We start from the raw sequence: 20,546 nt of genomic DNA, 5'->3' as shown, positions 1-20,546 counted from the left end.
GATCCGGATAACGCCGGCGAAGGGATTTGAGGCTCACTCAAAATCCTTTGCCACCCCTTTTTTCTGAGGTGCAAAGTGTTGAAAAAATTACTCCCGCTGCTGGCGCTGGTCGCCATGCCCGCTTTGGCTAAGCCTGTTCTTACCGTCTATACCTATGACTCCTTCTCTGCCGACTGGGGCCCCGGCCCGGCGGTCAAAAAAGCCTTTGAAGCGGAGTGCGGCTGCGAGCTGAAGTTCGTCGCGCTGGAAGATGGCGTTTCGCTACTGAATCGCCTGCGCATGGAAGGCAAAAACAGCAAGGCCGACGTTGTGCTTGGCCTTGATAACAACCTGCTGGAAGCCGCGGCGCAGAGTAAACTGTTTGCCAAAAGCAACGTACCCGCCAGCGCGGTCAGCGTGCCGGGCGGCTGGGATAATGACACCTTTGTTCCCTACGACTACGGCTATTTCGCCTTCGTCTATGACAAAAACAAACTGGCTAATCCACCGAAGAGCCTGAAAGAGCTGGTCGAGGGCCCGCAAAAATGGCGGGTCATCTATGAAGATCCGCGTACCAGCACCCCGGGACTGGGCCTGCTGCTGTGGATGCAAAAGGTCTATGGCGATCAAGCGCCCGAGGCCTGGCAGAAGCTGGCCGCGAAAACCGTTACCGTCACCAAAGGCTGGAGCGAAGCCTATGGCCTGTTCCTGAAAGGGGAAAGCGACCTGGTGTTGAGCTATACCACCTCGCCGGCCTACCACATGATTGAAGAGAAGAAAGACAACTATGCGGCGGCGAGCTTCGCCGAGGGCCACTATCTGCAGGTCGAAGTTGCCGCGCGTACCGCCGCCAGCAAGCAGCCGGAACTGGCGGAAAAATTCCTCAAATTTATGGTATCTCCTGGCTTCCAGAACGCCATCCCTACCGGCAACTGGATGTATCCGGTGACCCAGGTCACCCTGCCGGCCGGGTTTGATACCCTGGTGAAGCCGCAGACCACCCTGTCCTTTACCCCGCAGCAGGTCGCCAGCGAGCGTCAAACCTGGATTAGCGCATGGCAACGCGCCGTCAGCCGCTAAACCTTCGCGGGCTGATGCCGGGCCTGTTCGCCGCTACGCTGCTGTGCGCTGTCGCGCTGGCGGCGTTTCTGGCGCTGTGGTTTAGCGCCCCCGGCGCGGGCTGGCAATCGGTCTTCAGCGATAGCTACCTGTGGCATGTGGTCCGCTTCTCCTTCTGGCAGGCGTCGCTGTCAGCGCTGATCTCGGTGGGACCAGCCATCTTTCTCGCCCGCGCGCTTTACCGGCGTCGCTTCCCGGGCCGTACGTTGCTGCTGCGCCTGTGCGCGATGACCCTGATCCTGCCGGTGCTGGTGGCGGTGTTCGGTATCCTCAGCGTCTATGGCCGCCAGGGCTGGCTGGCCTCACTATTTAACGCGCTCGGCTGGCAATGGGAGTTCTCGCCCTACGGTCTGCAGGGCATCCTGCTGGCGCACGTCTTTTTCAATATGCCGATGGCGACCCGCCTGCTGCTGCAGGCGCTGGAGAACATTCCCGGCGAGCAGCGGCAAATTGCCGCCCAGCTTGGCATGCGCGGCTATGCCTTCTTCCGCCTCGTCGAATGGCCGTGGCTGCGCCGGCACATTCCCGCCGTCGCCGCGCTGATTTTTATGCTCTGCTTCGCCAGCTTCGCCACCGTGCTCTCGCTGGGCGGCGGCCCGAAAGCCACCACGATCGAGCTGGCTATCTACCAGGCGCTGAGCTTTGACTACGATCCGGCGCGAGCGGCAATGCTGGCGCTGATCCAGATGCTCTGCTGCCTTGGGCTGGTGCTGCTTAGCCAGCGTCTGAGTAAAGCCGTCGCCATCGGCGTCAGCCATGTGCGCGGCTGGCGCGACCCTGACGATCGCCTGCATAGCCGCCTGAGCGACGGGTTGCTGATCGGCGCCGCCCTGCTGCTGCTGCTCCCGCCGCTGCTGGCGGTCATCGTCGACGGGATCAACCGTAATATGCTGGACGTGCTGGCGCAGCCAGCGCTCTGGCAGGCATTGAGCACCTCTCTACGCATCGCCATCGCCGCCGGGCTATTGAGCGTGACCCTGACGATGATGCTGTTATGGAGCAGCCGGGAGCTGCGCGCTCGCCAGCGGCCGTTGGCCGGGCAGGCAATGGAGCTGAGCGGCATGCTGATCCTTGCGATGCCGGGAATTGTGCTGGCGACCGGCTTCTTCCTGCTGCTCAATAACACTATCGGCCTGCCGGAGTCCGCCGACGGCATCGTCATCTTCACTAATGCCCTGATGGCGATCCCCTATGCGCTGAAAGTACTGGAAAACCCGATGCGCGACATTGCCGCCCGCTACAGCATGCTGTGCCAGTCGCTGGGTATTGAAGGCTTTGCCCGGCTGCGGGTGGTCGAGCTTCGCGCTCTCCGGCGCCCGCTGGCCCAGGCGCTCGCCTTCGCCTGCGTACTGTCGATTGGCGATTTCGGCGTGGTGGCGCTGTTCGGCAACGAGGCGTTCCGCACCCTGCCTTTCTATCTGTACCAGCAGATAGGCGCCTACCGCAGCCAGGACGGGGCCGTCACCGCCCTGCTCCTGCTGCTGCTCTGTTTCTTGTTGTTTACGCTGATTGAAAAACTTCCGGGGCGTGATGCTAAAACTCAATGATGTGACCTGGCTATACCAGCATCTGCCGATGCGCTTCACCCTCGACGTCGCGCGCGGGGAGCGCATCGCGGTGCTCGGTCCCAGCGGCGCCGGAAAGAGCACCCTGCTGAATCTGATCGCCGGGTTTCTGCCACCCGCCAGCGGCAGCCTGCTGATTAACGGCGAGGCGCATAACGCGACGCCGCCGGCGCAGCGTCCGGTCTCGATGTTGTTTCAGGAGAATAACCTGTTTAACCATCTGACCATTCGACAAAATATCAGCCTCGGGATCCACCCAGGCCTTAAACTGAGCCGCGAGCAGCAGGCGCAGGTCACGGCGATAGCTGGACAGATGGGAATTGATGCGCTGCTGGAACGTCTGCCCGGCGAGCTCTCCGGCGGTCAGCGGCAGCGCGCGGCGCTGGCCCGCTGTCTGGTGCGCCAGCAGCCGGTGCTGCTGCTGGATGAACCCTTCTCGGCGCTCGATCCGGCACTGCGCCAGGAGATGCTGTCCCTGGTCGCCGATGTCTGCGAGCAGCAGCAGCTCACCCTGCTGATGGTCTCCCACAGCGTAGAGGACGCCGCGCGCATCGCGCCGCGCTCGATGGTGGTCGCCGAAGGGCGCATTGTCTGGGATGGCGCCACCGCCGAGCTGTTAAGCGGCCACAGCAGCGCCTCGCATTTGATGGGGATCAGCGCGCGATGACTTTGTGCAGGATCGCCAGATAGACCGGCATCAGCGGATGGCGGAAGACAAATGTTAACGCTGTAGCCGCCAGCGCGACCATCAGCGGCGACAGCCACAGCAGTCGGCCGCGCGGCAGCCAGCGGGTCAGCCGATCGCCTGAGGTTTTCGCGCTCCGCCACAGCCGCCAGCACAGCCATCCCGCCAGCCAGGCCAGCAGCGCCGCCCCCAATAGCAGCCATTTAAAGCTGGCACTGTTTTCATCAGCCGGAATATCAATCGCCGCCCCGGCGAGAATGCCCGGAAGGAAATAGAGCGGCGGCCAGAGCAGGCAGCCGATAATATTCGGTAGCACGAACTTGGCCACCGGCAGGTCGAGCATCCCGGCGACCATTGGCACCAGCGGACGCGTCGGTCCGACAAAGCGGCCAATCAGAATGGTGATCATGCTGTGCTGATGCAGCGCATGCTCGGTTTTCTCCAGCAGGGCGCGGTTTTTCTTCATAAACGACCAGCGGTGCAACGGCTTCTTAAAGCGCCAGCCGAGCCAGAATGAGATCCAGTCGCCCAGCAGGCAGCCGACAATCCCCGCCAGCCACGCCTGCCAGAAGTTAACTTCGCCGCCGCCGATGAGCGCCCCAAGGCCAGCCATCATCACCGTGCCGGGTAAGATAAGCCCCACCAGCGCCAGCGACTCGAGAAAGGCCACCAGCATCACGGCTAACAATGAGTAGACCGTGGATTGGGTAATAAAGTGTTCGAGCAATGCTTGCATAATGTACCCGGTTAAAAAACGAAGCCCGGATTCCCCGAAGCCATCGCGCCGTCGTCAAGCCATCAATTGTCTTAATAGTTTACTGGCTGTGACATTTAAGCGGGTCATCATTTCACTTTCTTTACTTTTTATTCACAACCCGCGCGGAATTCGCTCGGGCTGGCCCCGGTGCATTTTTTAAACACGCGGGAAAAATAGAGCTGATCTTCGAAGCCGACGTTGCGCCCAACGGTGGCGATCGGCATCCGCGTGGTGCTGAGCAACAGTTTGGCCTGGCTGATGCGCTGATCCTCCCGCCAGCCGAGGACGCTGACCCCCAGCTGCTGGCGGAACAGGTGCGACAGACGCGAGGGCGACAGGCAAACGTGTTGGGCGACGCTGGCGATATCAAAATGGCTGTCCGCCAGATGGTCGCTGATGTACTGGCAGGCCTCGCGCACCCGGTTGTCCAGCGGGGGATGCAGCGATTCGTTGATCGCCTCCATCCGCCGCAGCAGCAGCTGTTCCAGCAGGTTTATCGCCAACAGTTCGGAATAGCGCCCCGCCCCCTGCCCGGCATCAACGATCTGGCCGAACAGCTCGCCAAAGCGCGCCTGCCACTGTTCATCCGGACGGAAAAAGCCGGTCTGGGCAAAAATCGTTGGCCAGTTGAGCCACTCGTGCCAGTAGGCGCGCGGGCGGAAGTAGACCCACTGGTGATACCACTCGCTGGCGTCGGGATGGCGGCCATAGTGATGAATTTCCCCGGGCGGGAACAGCAGCATATCGCCCGGCCGGCAGACAAACTGTTCGCCGTGGTTGTTGATCACCCCCTCGCCGCGAATCGTCAGATTGAGAATATAGCCTTTCATACCCAGCGGGCGGTCGATAAAGAAATCCAGGTATCCCTGCGCCTCAATCGGCGTCAGGCCGGTGACCAGATGAGCGTTAAAAGAGTAGCCCGGCAGCAGCGGATCGTTTTGCGTTTCGGCCATACGCGTGGTTCTCCCCGAAGGTATCAGTGGCACCAATTGTCCATATTCATCATTTTATCGCTCTCGGCCCTGTCGCGACTGCGACGGCGGTGGGAATTTGGCGAAAAACCCGCACAGCAAGCGAAAAAAGCGCCAGCAGCGTGCATTCCACCGTGATATGCCGGGTAACAAAAGTGTCTATAAATACGGCAGAAAAGTCCACATCGAATATTTGCACGGCGTCACACTTTGCAAGGTAACAGCAAAATAATCCATAAGATTAGCGAATCCGGCCTGACGGATTTTGCCGGGGATATCTACTGTTGCTGCATGAATGATTTCTGCATGGAGTAACAAGATGGCAATTGCGATTGGCCTCGACTTTGGTAGTGACTCAGTCCGCGCTCTGGCGGTGGAATGCGCGTCCGGCGCAGAGCTGGCGACCAGCGTGGAGTGGTATCCGCGCTGGCGGGAAGGACAGTATTGCGATGGCGCTAACAACCGCTTCCGCCATCACCCGCGAGATTACATCGAGTCCATGGAAGCGGCGCTGAAAAGCGTGCTCGCTTCGCTGAGCGCCGAACAGCGCGCCGACGTCGTGGGCATTGGCGTCGACAGCACCGGCTCAACTCCGGCTCCCGTCGATGCCGAGGGCAACGTGCTGGCGCTGCGCGAAGAATTCGCTGACAACCCTAACGCCATGTTTGTCCTGTGGAAGGATCACACCGCGGTCGAGGAAGCCGAGGCGATCACCCGCCTGTGCCACCAGCCGGGCAAAGAGGATTACTCGCGCTATATCGGCGGGATCTACTCCAGCGAATGGTTCTGGGCCAAAATCCTCCACGTCACCCGCGAAGATAGCGCTGTCGCCCAGGCAGCCGCCTCGTGGGTAGAGCTTTGCGACTGGGTGCCCGCCCTGCTCTCCGGTACTACGCGTCCGCAGGATCTGCGCCGCGGCCGCTGCAGCGCCGGACATAAATCGCTGTGGCATGAGAGCTGGGGCGGTCTGCCGCCGGCCAGCTTCTTCGATGAGCTTGATCCCATCATCAACCAGCATCTGGCCTGGCCGCTGTTCACCGATACCTGGACGGCCGATGTGCCGGTCGGCACGCTGAGCGCAGAGTGGGCCCAGCGCCTGGGTCTGTCGCAGAGTGTGGCCATCTCCGGCGGCGCCTTCGACTGCCACATGGGCGCCGTTGGCGCCGGCGCGCAGCCTAACGCGCTGGTGAAAGTCATCGGCACCTCCACCTGCGACATTCTGATCGCCGATAAAGAGAGCGTCGGCGAGCGCACGGTCAAAGGCATCTGCGGCCAGGTCGACGGCAGCGTGGTTCCACACTTTATCGGCATGGAGGCAGGCCAGTCCGCCTTCGGCGATATTTACGCCTGGTTTGGCCGCATTCTCGGCTGGCCGCTGGAGCAGCTGGCTCAGCAGCAGCCGGCGTTGCGCGAGCAAATCAAAGCCAGCCAAAAACAGTTACTGCCGGCGCTCACCGAAGCCTGGGCCAACAATCCATCGCTGGAGCATCTGCCGGTGGTGCTCGACTGGTTCAACGGCCGCCGCACGCCGAATGCCAACCAGCGCCTGAAAGGGGTGATCACCGACCTTAACCTGGCCACCGACGCGCCGGCGCTGTTCGGCGGTCTGATCGCCGCCACCGCCTTCGGCGCTCGCGCCATTATGGAGTGCTTCACCGAGCAGGGGATCCCGGTTAACAACGTCATGGCGCTTGGCGGTATCGCGCGGAAAAACCAGGTCATCATGCAGGCCTGCTGCGACGTGCTGAACCGTCCGCTGCAGATTGTCGCCTCCGATCAGTGCTGCGCGCTGGGGGCGGCTATCTTCGCCGCCGTCGCCGCCGGCGTCTATGACGATATTCCAGCCGCCCAACAGCGGATGGCAAGCCAGGTGGAAACTACCCTGCAGCCGCGTCCGGCGCAGGCACAGCGTTTCGAACAACTCTATCAGCGCTACCAGCAGTGGTCGGTCAGCGCGGAACAACACTATCTCCCTTCGGCTGCAAAGGCGGAAAAAGCCCCGCAATCTAAGGCAGCGCTCACCCATTAAGGATACGAAAATGACGATTTTTGATAACTATGAAGTATGGTTCGTTATTGGCAGCCAACATCTGTACGGCCCGGAAGCCCTGCGCCAGGTGACGAAGCATGCCGAACATGTGGTGAACAGCCTGAATGCGGAAGCCAAACTGCCGTGCAAACTGGTCCTTAAGCCGCTGGGCACCACCCCGGACGAGATCACCCATATCTGCCGCGACGCCAACTACGATGACAAATGCGCCGGGTTAGTGGTCTGGCTGCATACCTTCTCGCCGGCAAAAATGTGGATCAACGGCCTGACCATCCTCAATAAGCCGCTGCTGCAGTTCCATACTCAGTACAACGCCGCGCTGCCGTGGGACAGCATCGATATGGACTTTATGAACCTGAACCAGACCGCGCACGGCGGCCGCGAGTTCGGCTTCATCGGCGCCCGCATGCGCCAGCAACACAGCGTGGTCACCGGCCACTGGCAGGATAAAGAGGCCCACCAGCGTATCGGCGGCTGGATGCGTCAGGCGGTCTCCAAACAGGATACCCGTCATCTGAAAGTGTGCCGTTTCGGCGATAACATGCGCGAAGTGGCGGTGACTGACGGCGATAAAGTCGCCGCGCAGATTAAGTTTGGCTTCTCGGTGAACACCTGGGCGGTCGGCGATCTGGTGCAGGTGGTGAACAGCATCAGCGACGGCGATATCAGCGCCCTGGTCGATGAATATGAGAGCAGCTACCGTCTGACCCCGGCAGCGCAGGTTCACGGCGAGAAGCGCCAGAACGTGCTGGACGCCGCGCGCATTGAGCTGGGGATGAAACGCTTCCTCGAACAGGGCGGTTTCCACGCCTTTACCACCACCTTTGAAGATCTCCACGGCCTGAAACAGCTCCCGGGTCTCGCCGTACAGCGCCTGATGCAGCAGGGCTACGGCTTTGCCGGCGAGGGCGACTGGAAAACCGCCGCTCTGCTTCGCATCATGAAGGTGATGTCAACTGGTCTGCAGGGCGGCACCTCCTTTATGGAGGATTACACCTACCACTTCGACAATGGTAACGATCTGGTGCTCGGCTCGCACATGCTGGAAGTGTGCCCGACGATCGCCACCGTCGAGAAACCGATCCTCGACGTTCAGCCGCTGGGCATCGGCGGCAAAGCGGATCCAGCGCGCCTGATCTTCAATACTCAAACCGGCCCGGCGATCGTCGCCAGCCTGATCGACCTGGGAGACCGCTTCCGTCTGCTGGTCAATACCATCGAAACCGTCCCAACGCCGCACGATCTGCCGAAGCTGCCGGTGGCCAACGCCCTGTGGAAAGCGCAGCCGGATCTGCGTACCGCGTCGGAAGCCTGGATCATCGCCGGCGGCGCGCACCATACCGTCTTCAGCCATGCGCTGAACCTCGACGATATGCGCCAGTTCGCCGAGCTGCATGATATCGAGCTGACCGTCATTGACAACGATACCCGTCTGCCGTCCTTCAAGGACGCGCTGCGCTGGAATGAAGTGTATTACGGTTCAAAACGCTAAGAGGCTGTCCCCTCACCCTTCCCCTCTCCCCGTTGGGGAGAGGGGACCGACCGGGCGCCATGCCGCCTTTCTCCCTCTCCCGCCGGGAGAGGGTCGGGGTGAGGGATACCCGACTCGCCTGCTATTCGGAGCACACTATGTTAGAAGATCTTAAACGCCAGGTGCTGGAAGCTAACCTGGCCCTGCCAAAGCATAATCTGGTGACCTTAACCTGGGGCAACGTCAGCGCCGTCGACCGCGAGAAAGGGGTGTTCGTGATCAAACCCTCCGGCGTGGATTACCGCGTGATGACCGCCGACGATATGGTGGTGGTCAGTCTGGAGAGCGGCGAAGTGGTAGAGGGTAATAAAAAGCCCTCGTCGGATACCCCGACCCATCGCCTGCTGTATCAGGCTTTCCCGACGCTGGGCGGCATTGTGCATACCCATTCGCGCCACGCCACCATCTGGGCGCAGGCCGGGCAATCTATTCCCGCGACCGGCACTACCCATGCCGACTACTTTTATGGCCCGGTGCCCTGCACCCGGTTAATGACCGATGCGGAGATCAACGGCGACTATGAGTGGGAAACCGGCAACGTGATTGTCGAAACCTTCCGCCAGCAGGGAATCGACCCGGCGCAGATGCCCGGCGTGCTGGTCCATTCCCACGGCCCGTTCGCCTGGGGCAAGAACGCCGAAGACGCGGTGCATAACGCCATCGTGCTGGAAGAGATCGCCTATATGGGGATTTTCTGCCGCCAGCTGGCGCCGCAGCTGCCGGCTATGCAGCAAACCCTGCTGGATAAGCACTATCTGCGTAAGCACGGGGCCAAAGCCTACTACGGCCAATAATCACCCTGCTCGCGCTGCGCTTAGCAGGGCCAGGGCTCTGCGCCATCTGGTAGCCTGGATAAGGCACAAGCCGCAATCCGGGGCAACATTAGCGCCGAACACCTGTATAAAACCCCAGCACCCTTCATGAAACCAGGCTATAATCAGGCCTGGTTTTTTATCGGCGAGAATACCCGTGACCCAGCCACGAGCAGGATTTTTACTCACCCGTCACTGGCGGGACACTCCGCAGGGCACCGAGCTCTCCTTCTGGCTGGCCACCGACGACGGTCCGCTGCAGGTCACCCTCCCGCCGCAGGAGTCCGTCGCCTTTATTCCCGAAGCGCAGCGGGCGCAGGCTGAACGGCTGCTGCAGGGGGAGAAAGGGCTCCGCTTCGCCCCGCTGGCCCTGAAAGATTTCCACCGTCAGCCGATTGTTGGCCTCTACTGCCGCGCCCATCGCCAGTTGATGCGTCTGGAGAAGATGCTCCGCGACAGCGGCGTCACCGTTTACGAAGGCGATATCCGCCCGCCGGAGCGCTATCTGATGGAGCGCTTTATCACCGCCCCGGTGTGGGTGGAAGGCGAAACGCGCGGCTCGCAGCTGGTCAACGCACGCATGAAGCCGAACCCTGACTATCGTCCGCCACTGAAATGGGTGTCGCTGGATATCGAAACCAGCCGCCACGGCGAGCTGTACTGCATCGGTCTGGAAGGCTGCGGCCAGCGGGTGGTCTACATGCTGGGCCCCGAACCGGAAACGCCGCCAGACGTCGACTTCGAGCTGGTCTTCATCGCCAGCCGTCCCCTGCTGCTGGAAAAGCTCAACGCCTGGTTTGCCGAACACGACCCCGACGTGCTGATCGGCTGGAACGTAGTGCAGTTCGATCTGCGCGTTCTGCAAAAGCACGCCGAACGCTATCGCATCCCGCTGCGGCTCGGCCGCGGCAACAGCGAGCTGGAGTGGCGTGAGCACGGCTTTAAGAACGGCGTCTTTTTCGCCCAGGCCAACGGGCGGCTGATTATCGACGGCATCGACGCGCTAAAATCGGCGTTCTGGAATTTCTCCTCCTTTTCGCTGGAGGCGGTGGCCCGCGAGCTGCTGGGAGAAGGCAAAGCCATCGACAACCCATGGGATCGGATGGATGAGATCGATCGCCGCTTTCATGAAGACAAACCGGCGCTGGCCATCTATAACCTGCAGGATTGCGAGCTGGTGACGCGGATCTTCCACAAAACGGAGATCATGCCGTTTTTGCTCGAACGGGCGACGGTCAACGGTCTGCCCGCCGACCGCCACGGCGGCTCGGTCGCCGCCTTCAGCCATCTCTATTTCCCGCGCATGCACCGCCTGGGCTACGTGGCGCCGAATCTCGGCGACGTACCGCCGCAGGCGAGCCCCGGCGGCTACGTTATGGACTCCCGCCCCGGCCTGTATGACTCGGTGCTGGTGCTGGACTATAAAAGCCTGTATCCGTCGATTATTCGTACCTTTTTAATCGATCCGGTCGGCCTGATTGAAGGGCTGGCGCAACCCGATGACCAGCACAGTATCGAGGGCTTCCTCGGCGCCCGCTTCTCGCGAGATAAGCACTGCCTGCCGGGGATTGTCAGCCAGATCTGGCACGGCCGGGATGAAGCCAAACGCCAGCACAATAAGCCGCTCTCTCAGGCGCTGAAGATCATTATGAACGCCTTTTACGGCGTGCTGGGGACCAGCGCCTGCCGCTTCTTCGACCCGCGTCTCGCCTCGTCGATCACCATGCGCGGCCATGCGATCATGCGCCAGACCAAAGCGTTAATTGAAGCCAAAGGCTATGACGTTATCTACGGCGATACCGACTCCACCTTCGTCTGGCTGAAGCGCCCGCACAGCGAAGCCCAGGCGGCGGAGATCGGCCGCGAGCTGGTCAGCCATGTCAACGCCTGGTGGGCGCAGGAGCTTAGCAAAAGCCAGCTTACCAGCGCCCTGGAGCTGGAGTATGAAACCCACTTCTGCCGCTTTTTAATGCCGACGATCCGCGGCGCCGATACCGGCAGCAAGAAGCGCTATGCCGGGATGATTCAGGAGGGCGATGCCCAGCGCATGGTGTTTAAGGGTCTGGAAACGGTGCGTACCGACTGGACGCCGCTGGCCCAGCAGTTTCAACAGGAGTTATACCTGCGCATCTTCCGCAACCAGCCGTATCAGGATTATGTGCGGGAGACTATCGCCAGGCTGATGAACGGCGAGCTCGACGAACAGCTGGTTTATCGCAAACGCCTGCGCCGGCCGCTGGCGGAGTATCAGCGCAACGTACCGCCGCACGTGCGCGCCGCCCGGCTTGCCGATGAACACAACCTGAAGCTTGGGCGGGCGCAGCAGTATCAGCAGCGCGGCACCATCAAATACGTCTGGACCACCAGCGGCCCGGAGCCGGTGGATTACCAGCAGTCGCCGCTCGATTACGATCACTATTTAACAAAGCAGTTGCAGCCGGTGGCGGAAGGGATCCTGCCCTTCGTCAACGATGACTTTGCTACAATAGTGACAGGACAGTTGGGGCTATTTTGATTTTTTGTCACCCATTCCACGGGCACGAAAGCCTAAAAATGAAGCGTGAGGAGAACGTGACGAACGTTCTGCCATCCAGTAATATAGCGCCCTTTCCATTCCTGGCCCCAATTTTGACGCATCTCCGATTGTTCATGGAGATGATCAACTATTGCCTGCAATTAAAGAACTAAAGAGCCGAACATATATGCCTTTTACACTTGGTCAACGCTGGATTAGCGACACAGAGAGCGAACTAGGATTAGGGACGGTGGTAGCGCTGGATGCGCGCATGGTCACTCTCCTTTTCCCCGCCATCGGCGAAAACCGTCTGTACTCTCGCAACGATTCCCCGATCACCCGCGTAATGTTTAACCCGGGCGACACCATCACCAGCCATGAAGGCTGGCAGCTCCACGTTGACAAAGTGAATGAAGAGAACGGGCTGCTGTCCTACACTGGCACCCGCCTGGACACCCAGGAAGCGAACGTCACCCTGCGTGAAGTGCTGCTCGACAGCAAACTAGTATTCAGCAAACCGCAGGACCGCCTGTTCGCCGGCCAAATCGACCGCATGGATCGCTTTGCCCTGCGCTACCGCGCGCGCAAGTTCCAGAGCGAACAGTACCGCATGCCGTGGAGCGGCCTGCGCGGCCAGCGCACCAGCCTGATCCCGCACCAGCTGCATATTGCCCACGATGTGGGCCGTCGTCACGCGCCGCGCGTCCTGCTGGCCGATGAAGTGGGCTTAGGTAAGACCATTGAAGCCGGGATGATCCTGCACCAGCAGCTGCTCTCCGGCGCCGCCGAGCGCGTGCTGATCGTGGTCCCGGAAACCCTCCAGCACCAGTGGCTGGTGGAGATGCTGCGCCGTTTCAACCTGCGTTTCTCGCTGTTCGACGACGAGCGCTACGCCGAAGCGCAGCACGATGCCTACAATCCGTTCGAAACCGAACAGCTGGTGATCTGCTCTTTAGACTTCGTGCGTCGCAGCAAGCAGCGCCTGGAGCACCTGTGCGACGCCGAGTGGGACCTGATGGTGGTCGACGAAGCGCACCACCTGGTGTGGAGCGAAGAGGCGCCGAGCCGTGAATATCAGGCTATTGAACAGCTGGCTGAGCGCGTGCCGGGTATCCTGCTGCTGACCGCGACGCCGGAACAGCTGGGAATGGAGAGCCATTTTGCGCGCCTGCGTCTGTTGGATCCGAACCGCTTCCACGATTTTGAACAGTTTGTCGAAGAACAGCAGAACTACCGTCCGGTGGCCGACGCCGTCGCGCTGCTGCTGGCGGGCAACAAGCTGAGCGATAGCGAACTCAATACCCTGGGCGATCTGATCGGCGAGCAGGATATCGAGCCGCTGCTGCAGGCCGCCAACAGCGATCGCGAAGATGCCCAGGCCGCGCGCCAGGAGCTGATCTCGATGCTGATGGACCGCCACGGCACCAGCCGCGTGCTGTTCCGTAATACCCGTAACGGCGTCAAAGGTTTCCCGAAACGCGAGCTGCACACCATTCGTCTGCCGCTGCCGACCCAGTACCAGACGGCCATCAAAGTGTCCGGCATTATGGGCGCGCGCAAAACCGCGGAAGAGCGCGCGCGCGACATGCTCTATCCGGAGCAGATCTATCAGGAATTTGAAGGTGATACCGGTACCTGGTGGAACTTCGACCCGCGCGTCGAGTGGCTGATGGGCTACCTGACCAGCCATCGCTCGCAGAAGGTGCTGGTAATCTGCGCTAAGGCCGCCACCGCCCTGCAGCTGGAGCAGGTGCTGCGCGAGCGCGAAGGCATCCGCGCCGCGGTGTTCCATGAAGGGATGTCGATTATCGAACGCGACCGCGCCGCGGCGTGGTTTGCTGAAGAAGACACCGGCGCCCAGGTGCTGCTGTGCTCCGAGATCGGCTCCGAAGGACGCAACTTCCAGTTCGCCAGCAACCTGGTGATGTTCGACCTGCCGTTTAACCCGGATCTGCTGGAGCAGCGTATCGGTCGTCTCGACCGTATCGGCCAGGCGCACGATATCCAGATCCACGTTCCGTACCTGGAAAAAACCGCGCAGTCGGTGCTGGTGCGCTGGTATCACGAAGGGCTCGACGCCTTCGAACATACCTGCCCGACCGGTCGCACCGTCTACGACAGCGTGCACGATGAACTGATCAACTATCTTGCGGCGCCGGAATCCATCGACGGCTTTGACGATCTGATCAAATCCTGCCGCCAACAGCATGATGCCCTGAAGGCGCAGCTGGAGCAGGGCCGCGACCGTCTGCTGGAGATCCACTCCAACGGCGGCGAGAAAGCCCAGGCCCTGGCGGAGAGCATCGAAGAGCAGGATGACGACACCAGCCTGATCGCTTTCTCGATGAACCTGTTCGATATCGTCGGCATCAACCAGGACGACCGCGGTGAAAACCTGATCGTCCTCACCCCTTCCGACCATATGCTGGTGCCGGATTTCCCGGGCCTGCCGGAAGACGGTTGCACCATCACCTTCGAACGTGACGTGGCGCTGTCGCGTGAAGATGCGCAATTTATTACCTGGGAACACCCGCTGATACGCAACGGTCTGGACCTGATCCTTTCCGGCGATACCGGCAGCAGCACCATTTCCCTGCTGAAGAACAAGGCGCTGCCGGTCGGCACCCTGCTGCTGGAGCTGATCTATGTCGTCGAAGCGCAGGCGCCGAAGCAGTTGCAGCTCAACCGCTTCCTGCCGGCGACCCCGGTTCGCATGCTGCTGGATAAAAACGGCAACAACCTCGCCGCGCAGGTGGAGTTCGAAAGCTTCAACCGCCAGCTGAGCGCGGTCAACCGCCATACCGGTAGCAAGCTGGTCAACGCGGTGCAGCAGGACGTTCACGCGATTCTGCAGCAGGGTGAAGCGCAGATCGCCAAAGCGGCGCAGGGGCTGATCGACGCGGCGCGTAACGAAGCCGATGAAAAGCTGACGGCGGAGCTGTCGCGTCTGGAAGCGCTGAAGGCGGTGAACCCGAACATCCGTGACGACGAACTGGCGGGGATCGAAAGCAACCGTCAGCAGGTGATGGATGCGCTGGCGCAGGCCGGATGGCGTCTGGACGCGCTGCGTCTGATCGTCGTCACTCACCAGTAACGGAACGCGAACATGGCGATGGAAAACTACAATCCGCCGCAGGATCCCTGGCTGGTGATCCTGTATCAGGATGAGCACATCATGGTGGTCAACAAGCCGAGCGGCTTGTTGTCCGTCCCCGGTCGTCTTGAGGAGCATAAAGACAGCGTGATGACGCGCATTCAGCGCGACTTCCCGCAGGCCGAATCGGTGCATCGCCTGGATATGGCCACCAGCGGCGTGATTGTGGTGGCGCTGAATAAAGCCGCCGAGCGTGAACTGAAGCGTCAGTTCCGCGAGCGCGAGCCGAAGAAGCAGTACGTCGCCCGCGTCTGGGGCCATCCGCAGCCGGCGGAAGGCCTCGTGGATTTACCGCTGATTTGCGACTGGCCGAACCGGCCAAAGCAGAAGGTGTGCTATGAAACCGGCAAAGCGGCGCAAACCGAATATGAGGTGCTGGAGTACGCAGAAGATAACACCGCCCGCGTGCGCCTGAAGCCGATTACCGGACGGTCGCACCAGCTGCGCGTGCATATGCTGGCGCTGGGGCATCCGATCCTTGGCGACCGCTTCTATGCCACGCCGGAGGCGCTGGCGATGGCCCCGCGCCTGCTGCTGCACGCCGAGACGCTCACCATCACCCATCCTGCCTACGGCAACGCGATGACCTTTCGCGCGCCGATCGACTTTTAACGCTCATACTTCGAGTTGCATGCGGGTTGGCTGCGTGCAACTCGGATTAGTGAGGATACAGAAAACAATCCCGATTAATCGCGGGCGAACCACGCGTCAATCATCTGCTCAACGCGGGCGACGACGAGATCGGTGTCGTGACGACGGCTGCGCGCACAGGCGTGCGCCGGCTCATCGCACAGCAGGCAGCGGCGCTGCGATTCGCCCAGCGACTGGCGTCCCACCAGCCCGTTCTGCGGACAGATTACATCGATATCCCACAGGCGTCCCAGCGGATGGCTCTGCTCCAGCGTACTGCACATCGCTTTGATTTCGCTGGCCGGATGCGCTACGCACCACAGCGCTTCTGGCCCGGTCGGCAGCCATAGCACCTGACGATCCAGCGTTTGCCAGCGGTGCTTCCACAGCAGCTGATCGCAGGCCTGGAGGGCAACGCCCATCATATTGCGATAGCGAATGCTGTCCTTCACCGCCCCCGGGGTCACCAGGGTCAGGGAAATAACAGGCTGCTGATAATGGGCCAACCAGTCGGCCTGGCGGGCTGCACGCTGCTCTTTCGCCGCCAGCAATGCGTCGATGCTGACGCCCGCCTGGGCGGGAGTATCCACTGACATTAATTCCTCTCCTACATATGATAAATACGACAGCGCCTGGACTGTCATGATGATGGTTGCGATAGCCGATCGCGCGCTGATTGTAACGCTAAATGCGGAGCATTTAGGATACAGAACGCAGATATTTTCGGCGTTCTGTAGCGGAAAATAGCAGATTTATCGCTGAGCGTAGCGTTATATCACGCCAGATAGTGGCTGAGGAACAGCAACCCCAGCGAGACATTTATCGCCCCGCCGATGCGGGTAGCGATCTGCGCGAACGGCATCAGGCTCATGCGGTTGCCGGCGGTCAGGATCGCCACATCGCCGGTGCCGCCCTGCCCGCTCTGGCAACAGGAAACAATCGCCACATCGATCGGGTGCATCCCTATCTTTTTACCAACCAGGAAACCGGTCGCCACCAGCGCGGAGACGGTACTGACGATCACCAGCAGGTTGGTTAAAGTGAAGGCGTTTACCAGTTCCTGCCACGGGGTGATCGCCACGCCGACGGCAAAGAGGATCGGGTAGGTGACCGCGGTGCGGAAGAATTTATACACCATCTGCGACCCCTCCTGCAGACGCGGAGACACCACGTTAGCCAGCTTTAACAGCACCGCGAGGAACAGCATGCCTACCGGCGCCGGCAGACCAATCAGTTTGTGGCCGAGCATCCCCATCATATACAGCAGTACCGCCAGCAGCGCGCCGGAGGCGAGGGTCCCAACGTCGGTCTTACCGCTCACGCCTTCGCTCTCGCTGAGGCTGCGGGTTTCATGGCTGCGGTTCGGCATCAGTTGCCCTTCGCCGGTCAGATGCGGGAAGCGCTTGCCGAGCTGGTTGAGGCAGCCGGAGATGACGATCGCCGTCAGGCTGCCAAGCATCACCATCGGCAATACCCGGCCCAGGGCCACGCCCTGCTCCATATGCATCAGCGCGGCATAACCCATTGACAGCGGAATCGCCCCCTCTCCCACGCCGCCGGCCATAATCGGCAGCACGATAAAGAAGAATACCTGGAACGGCTCCATGCCCAGCAGCGTGCCGACGCCGATGCCCACCAGCATGCCGACCACTTCGCCGCACAGCATCGGGAAGAAGATCTTCAGAAAGCCCTGAATCAGCGTGGTGCGGTTCATACTCATGATGCTGCCGACAATGATGCAGCAGATATAGAGATAGAGGATGTTAGTGGATTTATAGAATTTGGTCGTGGATTCAATAACCACGTCAGGCAGCAGACCATAGTGGACCAGCGCGGAAGGAATAAAGGTGGCGCAGATCGCCGCCGCACCGAGTTTCCCCAGCACCGGGAGGCGTTTACCAAACTCGCCGCAGGCGAAGCCAAAGAAAGCCAGGGTGGCCACCATCACCACGATATCGCTCGGCAGTTTGCCGCCAAGGCAGTCGAGGGCAATCAGTCCTCCGGCCAGCAGAAACAGCGGCAGCGGGACGATCCCCACCTTCCAGTTATCCATAATATGCCACCAGCGCTGCTTGAGCGTGGTTTTCGGCGTATCGATCGGTTCAAGGGTTGCAGAGAATGCATTGTCTGTGGTGCTCATAAATTCAGCCCTGTCGTTATTATTCATTTTCAGCGTAAAGGGACAGCGGCGTCGTTAATGTGAAGCTTCCCAGATTAAAAAAGAAGTTTTAATGGTCACTATGGTTTTTATGGTTTTTATTCGCTGAACTGCCCGGGAGTGATATATCTCTGATTTATGACTGTGGTTTTTATGGTTTTTATTTCCCGCCGGCCGCCTATTTCCGCCGCGACCGCTGGCGGCAGCCCGCGCCTGCGCCGCTGATCACAACTTTCCCTTAACATTTACGTCACGTGACAGAAAAATGATAGAGTGCCGCTATGGTTAATACGTCGTCCGGGGCCTATGAAATTATCTTTTCAATATAAGCTGTTTATTTCTCTGGTCGCTTTTTTCTCGGTCCTTTTTATCGCGCTGGGCATTTATTATTATTTTGACGCCAGCCGCCAGCTTTATCAGGAGATGAGCGCCCGGGCCAAAATACAGGCCGAAGAGATAGCCCTGATGCCGAATTTACGTCAACAGGTCAGCCGGCACGACCCACAGGCGATTCAGGCGTTTATGCAGCAAATCGCCGCCCATAGCGACGCCAGCTTTATCGTCATCGGCGACCGTCAGGGAGTTCATCTGTTTCATTCCGTCCATCCGGAGTGGGTTGGCACCCGACTGGTCGGCGGCGACAACCAGGCGGTACTGGAAGGGAAATCCATCACCACCATTCGCAAAGGCGGCCTCGGGGTCTCGCTGCGCAGCAAAACGCCCATCGTTGATGACGCAGGGCGAGTGATCGGTATTGTCTCCGTCGGCTACCTCACCAGCTATCTCGACAGCATTACTCTGACTAAAGTGATCAATATTTTTATCGCCGCCGTCCTGCTGCTCATCGCCCTGTTTATCTTCTCCTGGTACTTTACCCGCAGTATCAAGAAGCAGATTTTTTCGCTCGAGCCGCGGGAAATTGGCCTGCTGGTTCGCCAGCAAAAGGCGATGATGGAGTCGATCTTTGAGGGGGTGATCGTCATCGATCGCCAGCGGCGTATTGAGGTGATAAACCATGCCGCCCGCAGCCTGCTGGGGCTCAGCCAGCCCGCCCGCCAGCTGCGCGGTCAGTCGATCGACAGCGTCATTTCGCCGCAGCCCTTTTTCGCCAGCGGCGACATGCTCGAACGCGATACCCACGATGAGCTATGCCGCTTCAACCAGTTGACCGTGCTCGCCAGTCGGGTGCGCATTATGCTGGAGAATACCCTGCAGGGCTGGGTGATCACATTCCGTGACCGCAATGAAATCAATGCCCTCACCGCCCAGCTGAGCCAGGTGAAGCGCTATGTCGACAATCTGCGCATCATGCGCCACGAGCAGCTCAACCGGATGACTACCCTCTCCGGCCTGCTGCATATGGGCCATTATGACGAAGCGATCCGCTATATTCAGGCCCAGTCGGAACATGCTCAGGAGCTACTGGATTTTATCTCCTCGCACTTCCACTCGCCGACGCTATGCGGTCTGCTGCTCGGCAAAGCCACCCGCGCCCGCGAAAAAGGCGTGGCGCTGAGCTTCGACCCGGCCTGCCGCATCGACCGCCCCCTGCCGTCACTAATGGAATCCGAGCTGATCTCCATCATCGGCAACCTGCTGGATAACGCCATCGAAGCCACGCAGCGTGCCGAGCTGCCGCATGAGCCGGTTGAAGTCCTGATCCAGCTCAACGCCCGGGAGTTGATTATCGAAGTGGCCGACCGCGGCGTCGGCATCCGCCCCGATATCCGCGAGCGCATTTTTGAACGCGGCGTCACCACCAAAACCCGTGGCGATCACGGCATTGGTCTGTATCTTATTGAACATTATGTCACTCAGGCGGGCGGCACCATCGAAGTCGCCGATAACGCGCCGCGGGGAACGATCTTCACCCTATTTATCCCGGCCGACGCGCACGCCTGTCCGCAACCGGAGGCCCACGATGCATCATGACCTGGTCGATGTGCTAATCATTGAAGATGAGAGCGAACTGGCGCGCCTGCACGCCGAGCTTGTGCAAAAACACCCGCGACTGCGGCTGGCAGGCATGGCGGCCTCCCTCGCCCAGGCGCGGCAGCTGCTTCACGCCACGCCGCCGCAGCTGGTGCTGCTGGATAACTATTTACCGGACGGCAAAGGCGTCACGCTGATGACCGACCCGGCGCTGGCGACCAGCCAATGCTCGGTGATCTTTATCACCGCCGCCAGCGATATGGAAACCTGCAGCCAGGCCATCCGCAACGGCGCCTTCGACTATATCCTTAAGCCGGTATCATGGAAGCGGCTGAGCCAGTCGCTGGAGCGCTTTATCCAGTTCTACGATCAGCAACGAGAGTGGAAAATCGTCGATCAGCAAAACGTCGATTCCCTCTATCAACTGCAGGCGAAGAACTATCGCGTGGATAGCGGCAGCAAGGGGATTGAAGAGAAAACGCTGGCGCTGGTGCAGGGACTGTTTAGCGACCGGGAAGCGCACTGTTTTTCCGTTGATGAAGTGGTCAGCGCCGCCGGGCTCAGCAAAACCACCGCCCGTCGCTATCTGGAGCACGGCGTTGAGACCGGTTTTCTGGAAGTGGAGATGCTGTACGGAAAAATTGGCCATCCGCGGCGGCTGTATCGCCGCGCTAAGGTCAAAAGTTAA

The 20,546-nt window shown here is 60.4% G+C and carries 17 protein-coding genes; 13 read left to right on the top strand and 4 right to left on the bottom strand.

The annotated features are described in order from the left end of the window. Positions 1-75: 75 nt before the first annotated feature. From KPHS_07810 to KPHS_07790, 3 genes are read left to right on the top strand one after another with little or no spacing between them, the layout of a single operon-like run. Positions 76-1,059 (top strand): thiamin/thiamine pyrophosphate ABC superfamily ATP binding cassette transporter, binding protein, encoded by a 984-nt coding sequence (locus KPHS_07810; protein YP_005225081.1) that lies wholly within the window; start codon positions 76-78, stop codon positions 1,057-1,059. After that, positions 1,035-2,645, top strand: a complete 1,611-nt coding sequence (locus tag KPHS_07800; protein ID YP_005225080.1) for a thiamine/thiamine pyrophosphate ABC superfamily ATP binding cassette transporter, membrane protein — start codon at positions 1,035-1,037, stop codon at positions 2,643-2,645. Before KPHS_07810 ends, KPHS_07800 begins: the two co-directional genes overlap by 25 nt. Continuing rightward, entirely contained in the window at positions 2,629-3,330 is a 702-nt protein-coding gene (locus KPHS_07790; protein ID YP_005225079.1) for a thiamine transport system ATP-binding component, read from the top strand. Before KPHS_07800 ends, KPHS_07790 begins: the two co-directional genes overlap by 17 nt. Here KPHS_07790 and KPHS_07780 read toward each other — a convergent pair. Both KPHS_07780 and KPHS_07760 read right to left on the bottom strand, forming a co-directional pair. Further along, on the bottom strand, positions 3,317-4,084 hold the full coding sequence (locus tag KPHS_07780) for a DedA family protein (protein YP_005225078.1): 768 nt from the start codon (positions 4,082-4,084) through the stop codon (positions 3,317-3,319). The genes KPHS_07790 and KPHS_07780 overlap by 14 nt on opposite strands. A gap of 128 nt (positions 4,085-4,212) precedes the next feature. After that, entirely contained in the window at positions 4,213-5,058 is an 846-nt protein-coding gene (locus KPHS_07760) for a DNA-binding transcriptional regulator AraC (protein ID YP_005225077.1), read from the bottom strand. On the opposite strand from KPHS_07760, the gene KPHS_07770 reads away from it, so the two are divergent. The 7 genes from KPHS_07770 to KPHS_07700 all read left to right on the top strand — a co-directional run bounded on the left by KPHS_07770 (position 5,044) and on the right by KPHS_07700 (position 15,750). Continuing rightward, positions 5,044-5,214, top strand: a complete 171-nt coding sequence (locus tag KPHS_07770) for a hypothetical protein (RefSeq protein YP_005225076.1) — start codon at positions 5,044-5,046, stop codon at positions 5,212-5,214. The two genes, KPHS_07760 and KPHS_07770, sit on opposite strands and share 15 nt — an antisense overlap. A 181-nt stretch (positions 5,215-5,395) precedes the next feature. Continuing rightward, the gene (locus tag KPHS_07750; RefSeq protein ID YP_005225075.1) at positions 5,396-7,105 is read left to right on the top strand and encodes a ribulokinase; all 1,710 of its coding nucleotides are present in this window, start codon (positions 5,396-5,398) and stop codon (positions 7,103-7,105) included. Positions 7,106-7,115: 10 nt separating this feature from the next. Beyond that, positions 7,116-8,618, top strand: a complete 1,503-nt coding sequence (locus tag KPHS_07740) for an L-arabinose isomerase (RefSeq protein ID YP_005225074.1) — start codon at positions 7,116-7,118, stop codon at positions 8,616-8,618. 137 nt (positions 8,619-8,755) lie between these two features. After that, positions 8,756-9,451 carry an L-ribulose-5-phosphate 4-epimerase gene (locus KPHS_07730; protein ID YP_005225073.1) on the top strand — a complete coding sequence of 232 codons (696 nt, stop codon included), beginning with the start codon at positions 8,756-8,758 and terminating at the stop codon, positions 9,449-9,451. 175 nt (positions 9,452-9,626) lie between these two features. Beyond that, a complete protein-coding gene (locus KPHS_07720; protein YP_005225072.1) occupies positions 9,627-11,984 on the top strand; it encodes a DNA polymerase II in 2,358 nt (785 codons plus the stop codon). A gap of 250 nt (positions 11,985-12,234) precedes the next feature. Further along, positions 12,235-15,078 (top strand): ATP-dependent helicase HepA, encoded by a 2,844-nt coding sequence (locus tag KPHS_07710; RefSeq protein ID YP_005225071.1) that lies wholly within the window; start codon positions 12,235-12,237, stop codon positions 15,076-15,078. Between the two features lie 12 nt (positions 15,079-15,090). Further along, positions 15,091-15,750, top strand: a complete 660-nt coding sequence (locus KPHS_07700; protein ID YP_005225070.1) for an RluA family pseudouridine synthase — start codon at positions 15,091-15,093, stop codon at positions 15,748-15,750. 74 nt (positions 15,751-15,824) lie between these two features. On the opposite strand, the gene KPHS_07690 is transcribed toward KPHS_07700, so the two are convergent. Continuing rightward, positions 15,825-16,364 carry a phosphoribosyl-dephospho-CoA transferase gene (locus tag KPHS_07690; protein ID YP_005225069.1) on the bottom strand — a complete coding sequence of 180 codons (540 nt, stop codon included), beginning with the start codon at positions 16,362-16,364 and terminating at the stop codon, positions 15,825-15,827. On the opposite strand from KPHS_07690, the gene KPHS_07680 reads away from it, so the two are divergent. Continuing rightward, positions 16,327-16,515 carry a hypothetical protein gene (locus KPHS_07680; RefSeq protein ID YP_005225068.1) on the top strand — a complete coding sequence of 63 codons (189 nt, stop codon included), beginning with the start codon at positions 16,327-16,329 and terminating at the stop codon, positions 16,513-16,515. The genes KPHS_07690 and KPHS_07680 overlap by 38 nt on opposite strands. 28 nt (positions 16,516-16,543) lie before the next feature. Here KPHS_07680 and KPHS_07670 read toward each other — a convergent pair whose 3' ends face one another. After that, positions 16,544-17,908: a citrate/acetate antiporter gene (locus tag KPHS_07670; protein ID YP_005225067.1), complete on the bottom strand. Its 1,365-nt coding sequence runs from the start codon at positions 17,906-17,908 to the stop codon at positions 16,544-16,546. Positions 17,909-18,232: 324 nt separating this feature from the next. Here KPHS_07670 and KPHS_07660 point away from each other — a divergent pair, with 324 nt between their 5' ends. Together KPHS_07660 and KPHS_07650 are read left to right on the top strand one after the other, a co-directional pair. After that, positions 18,233-19,858, top strand: a complete 1,626-nt coding sequence (locus KPHS_07660; protein ID YP_005225066.1) for a two-component sensor kinase — start codon at positions 18,233-18,235, stop codon at positions 19,856-19,858. Then, positions 19,848-20,546 (top strand): two-component response regulator, encoded by a 699-nt coding sequence (locus KPHS_07650; protein ID YP_005225065.1) that lies wholly within the window; start codon positions 19,848-19,850, stop codon positions 20,544-20,546. The genes KPHS_07660 and KPHS_07650 overlap by 11 nt, the downstream gene beginning before the upstream one ends.

Source organism: Klebsiella pneumoniae subsp. pneumoniae HS11286 (genome assembly GCF_000240185.1).
Lineage (GTDB): Bacteria > Pseudomonadota > Gammaproteobacteria > Enterobacterales > Enterobacteriaceae > Klebsiella > Klebsiella pneumoniae.
The sequence above is the reverse complement of the archived record's forward strand: the minus strand, read 5'-3'. Positions and strand labels throughout refer to the sequence as shown.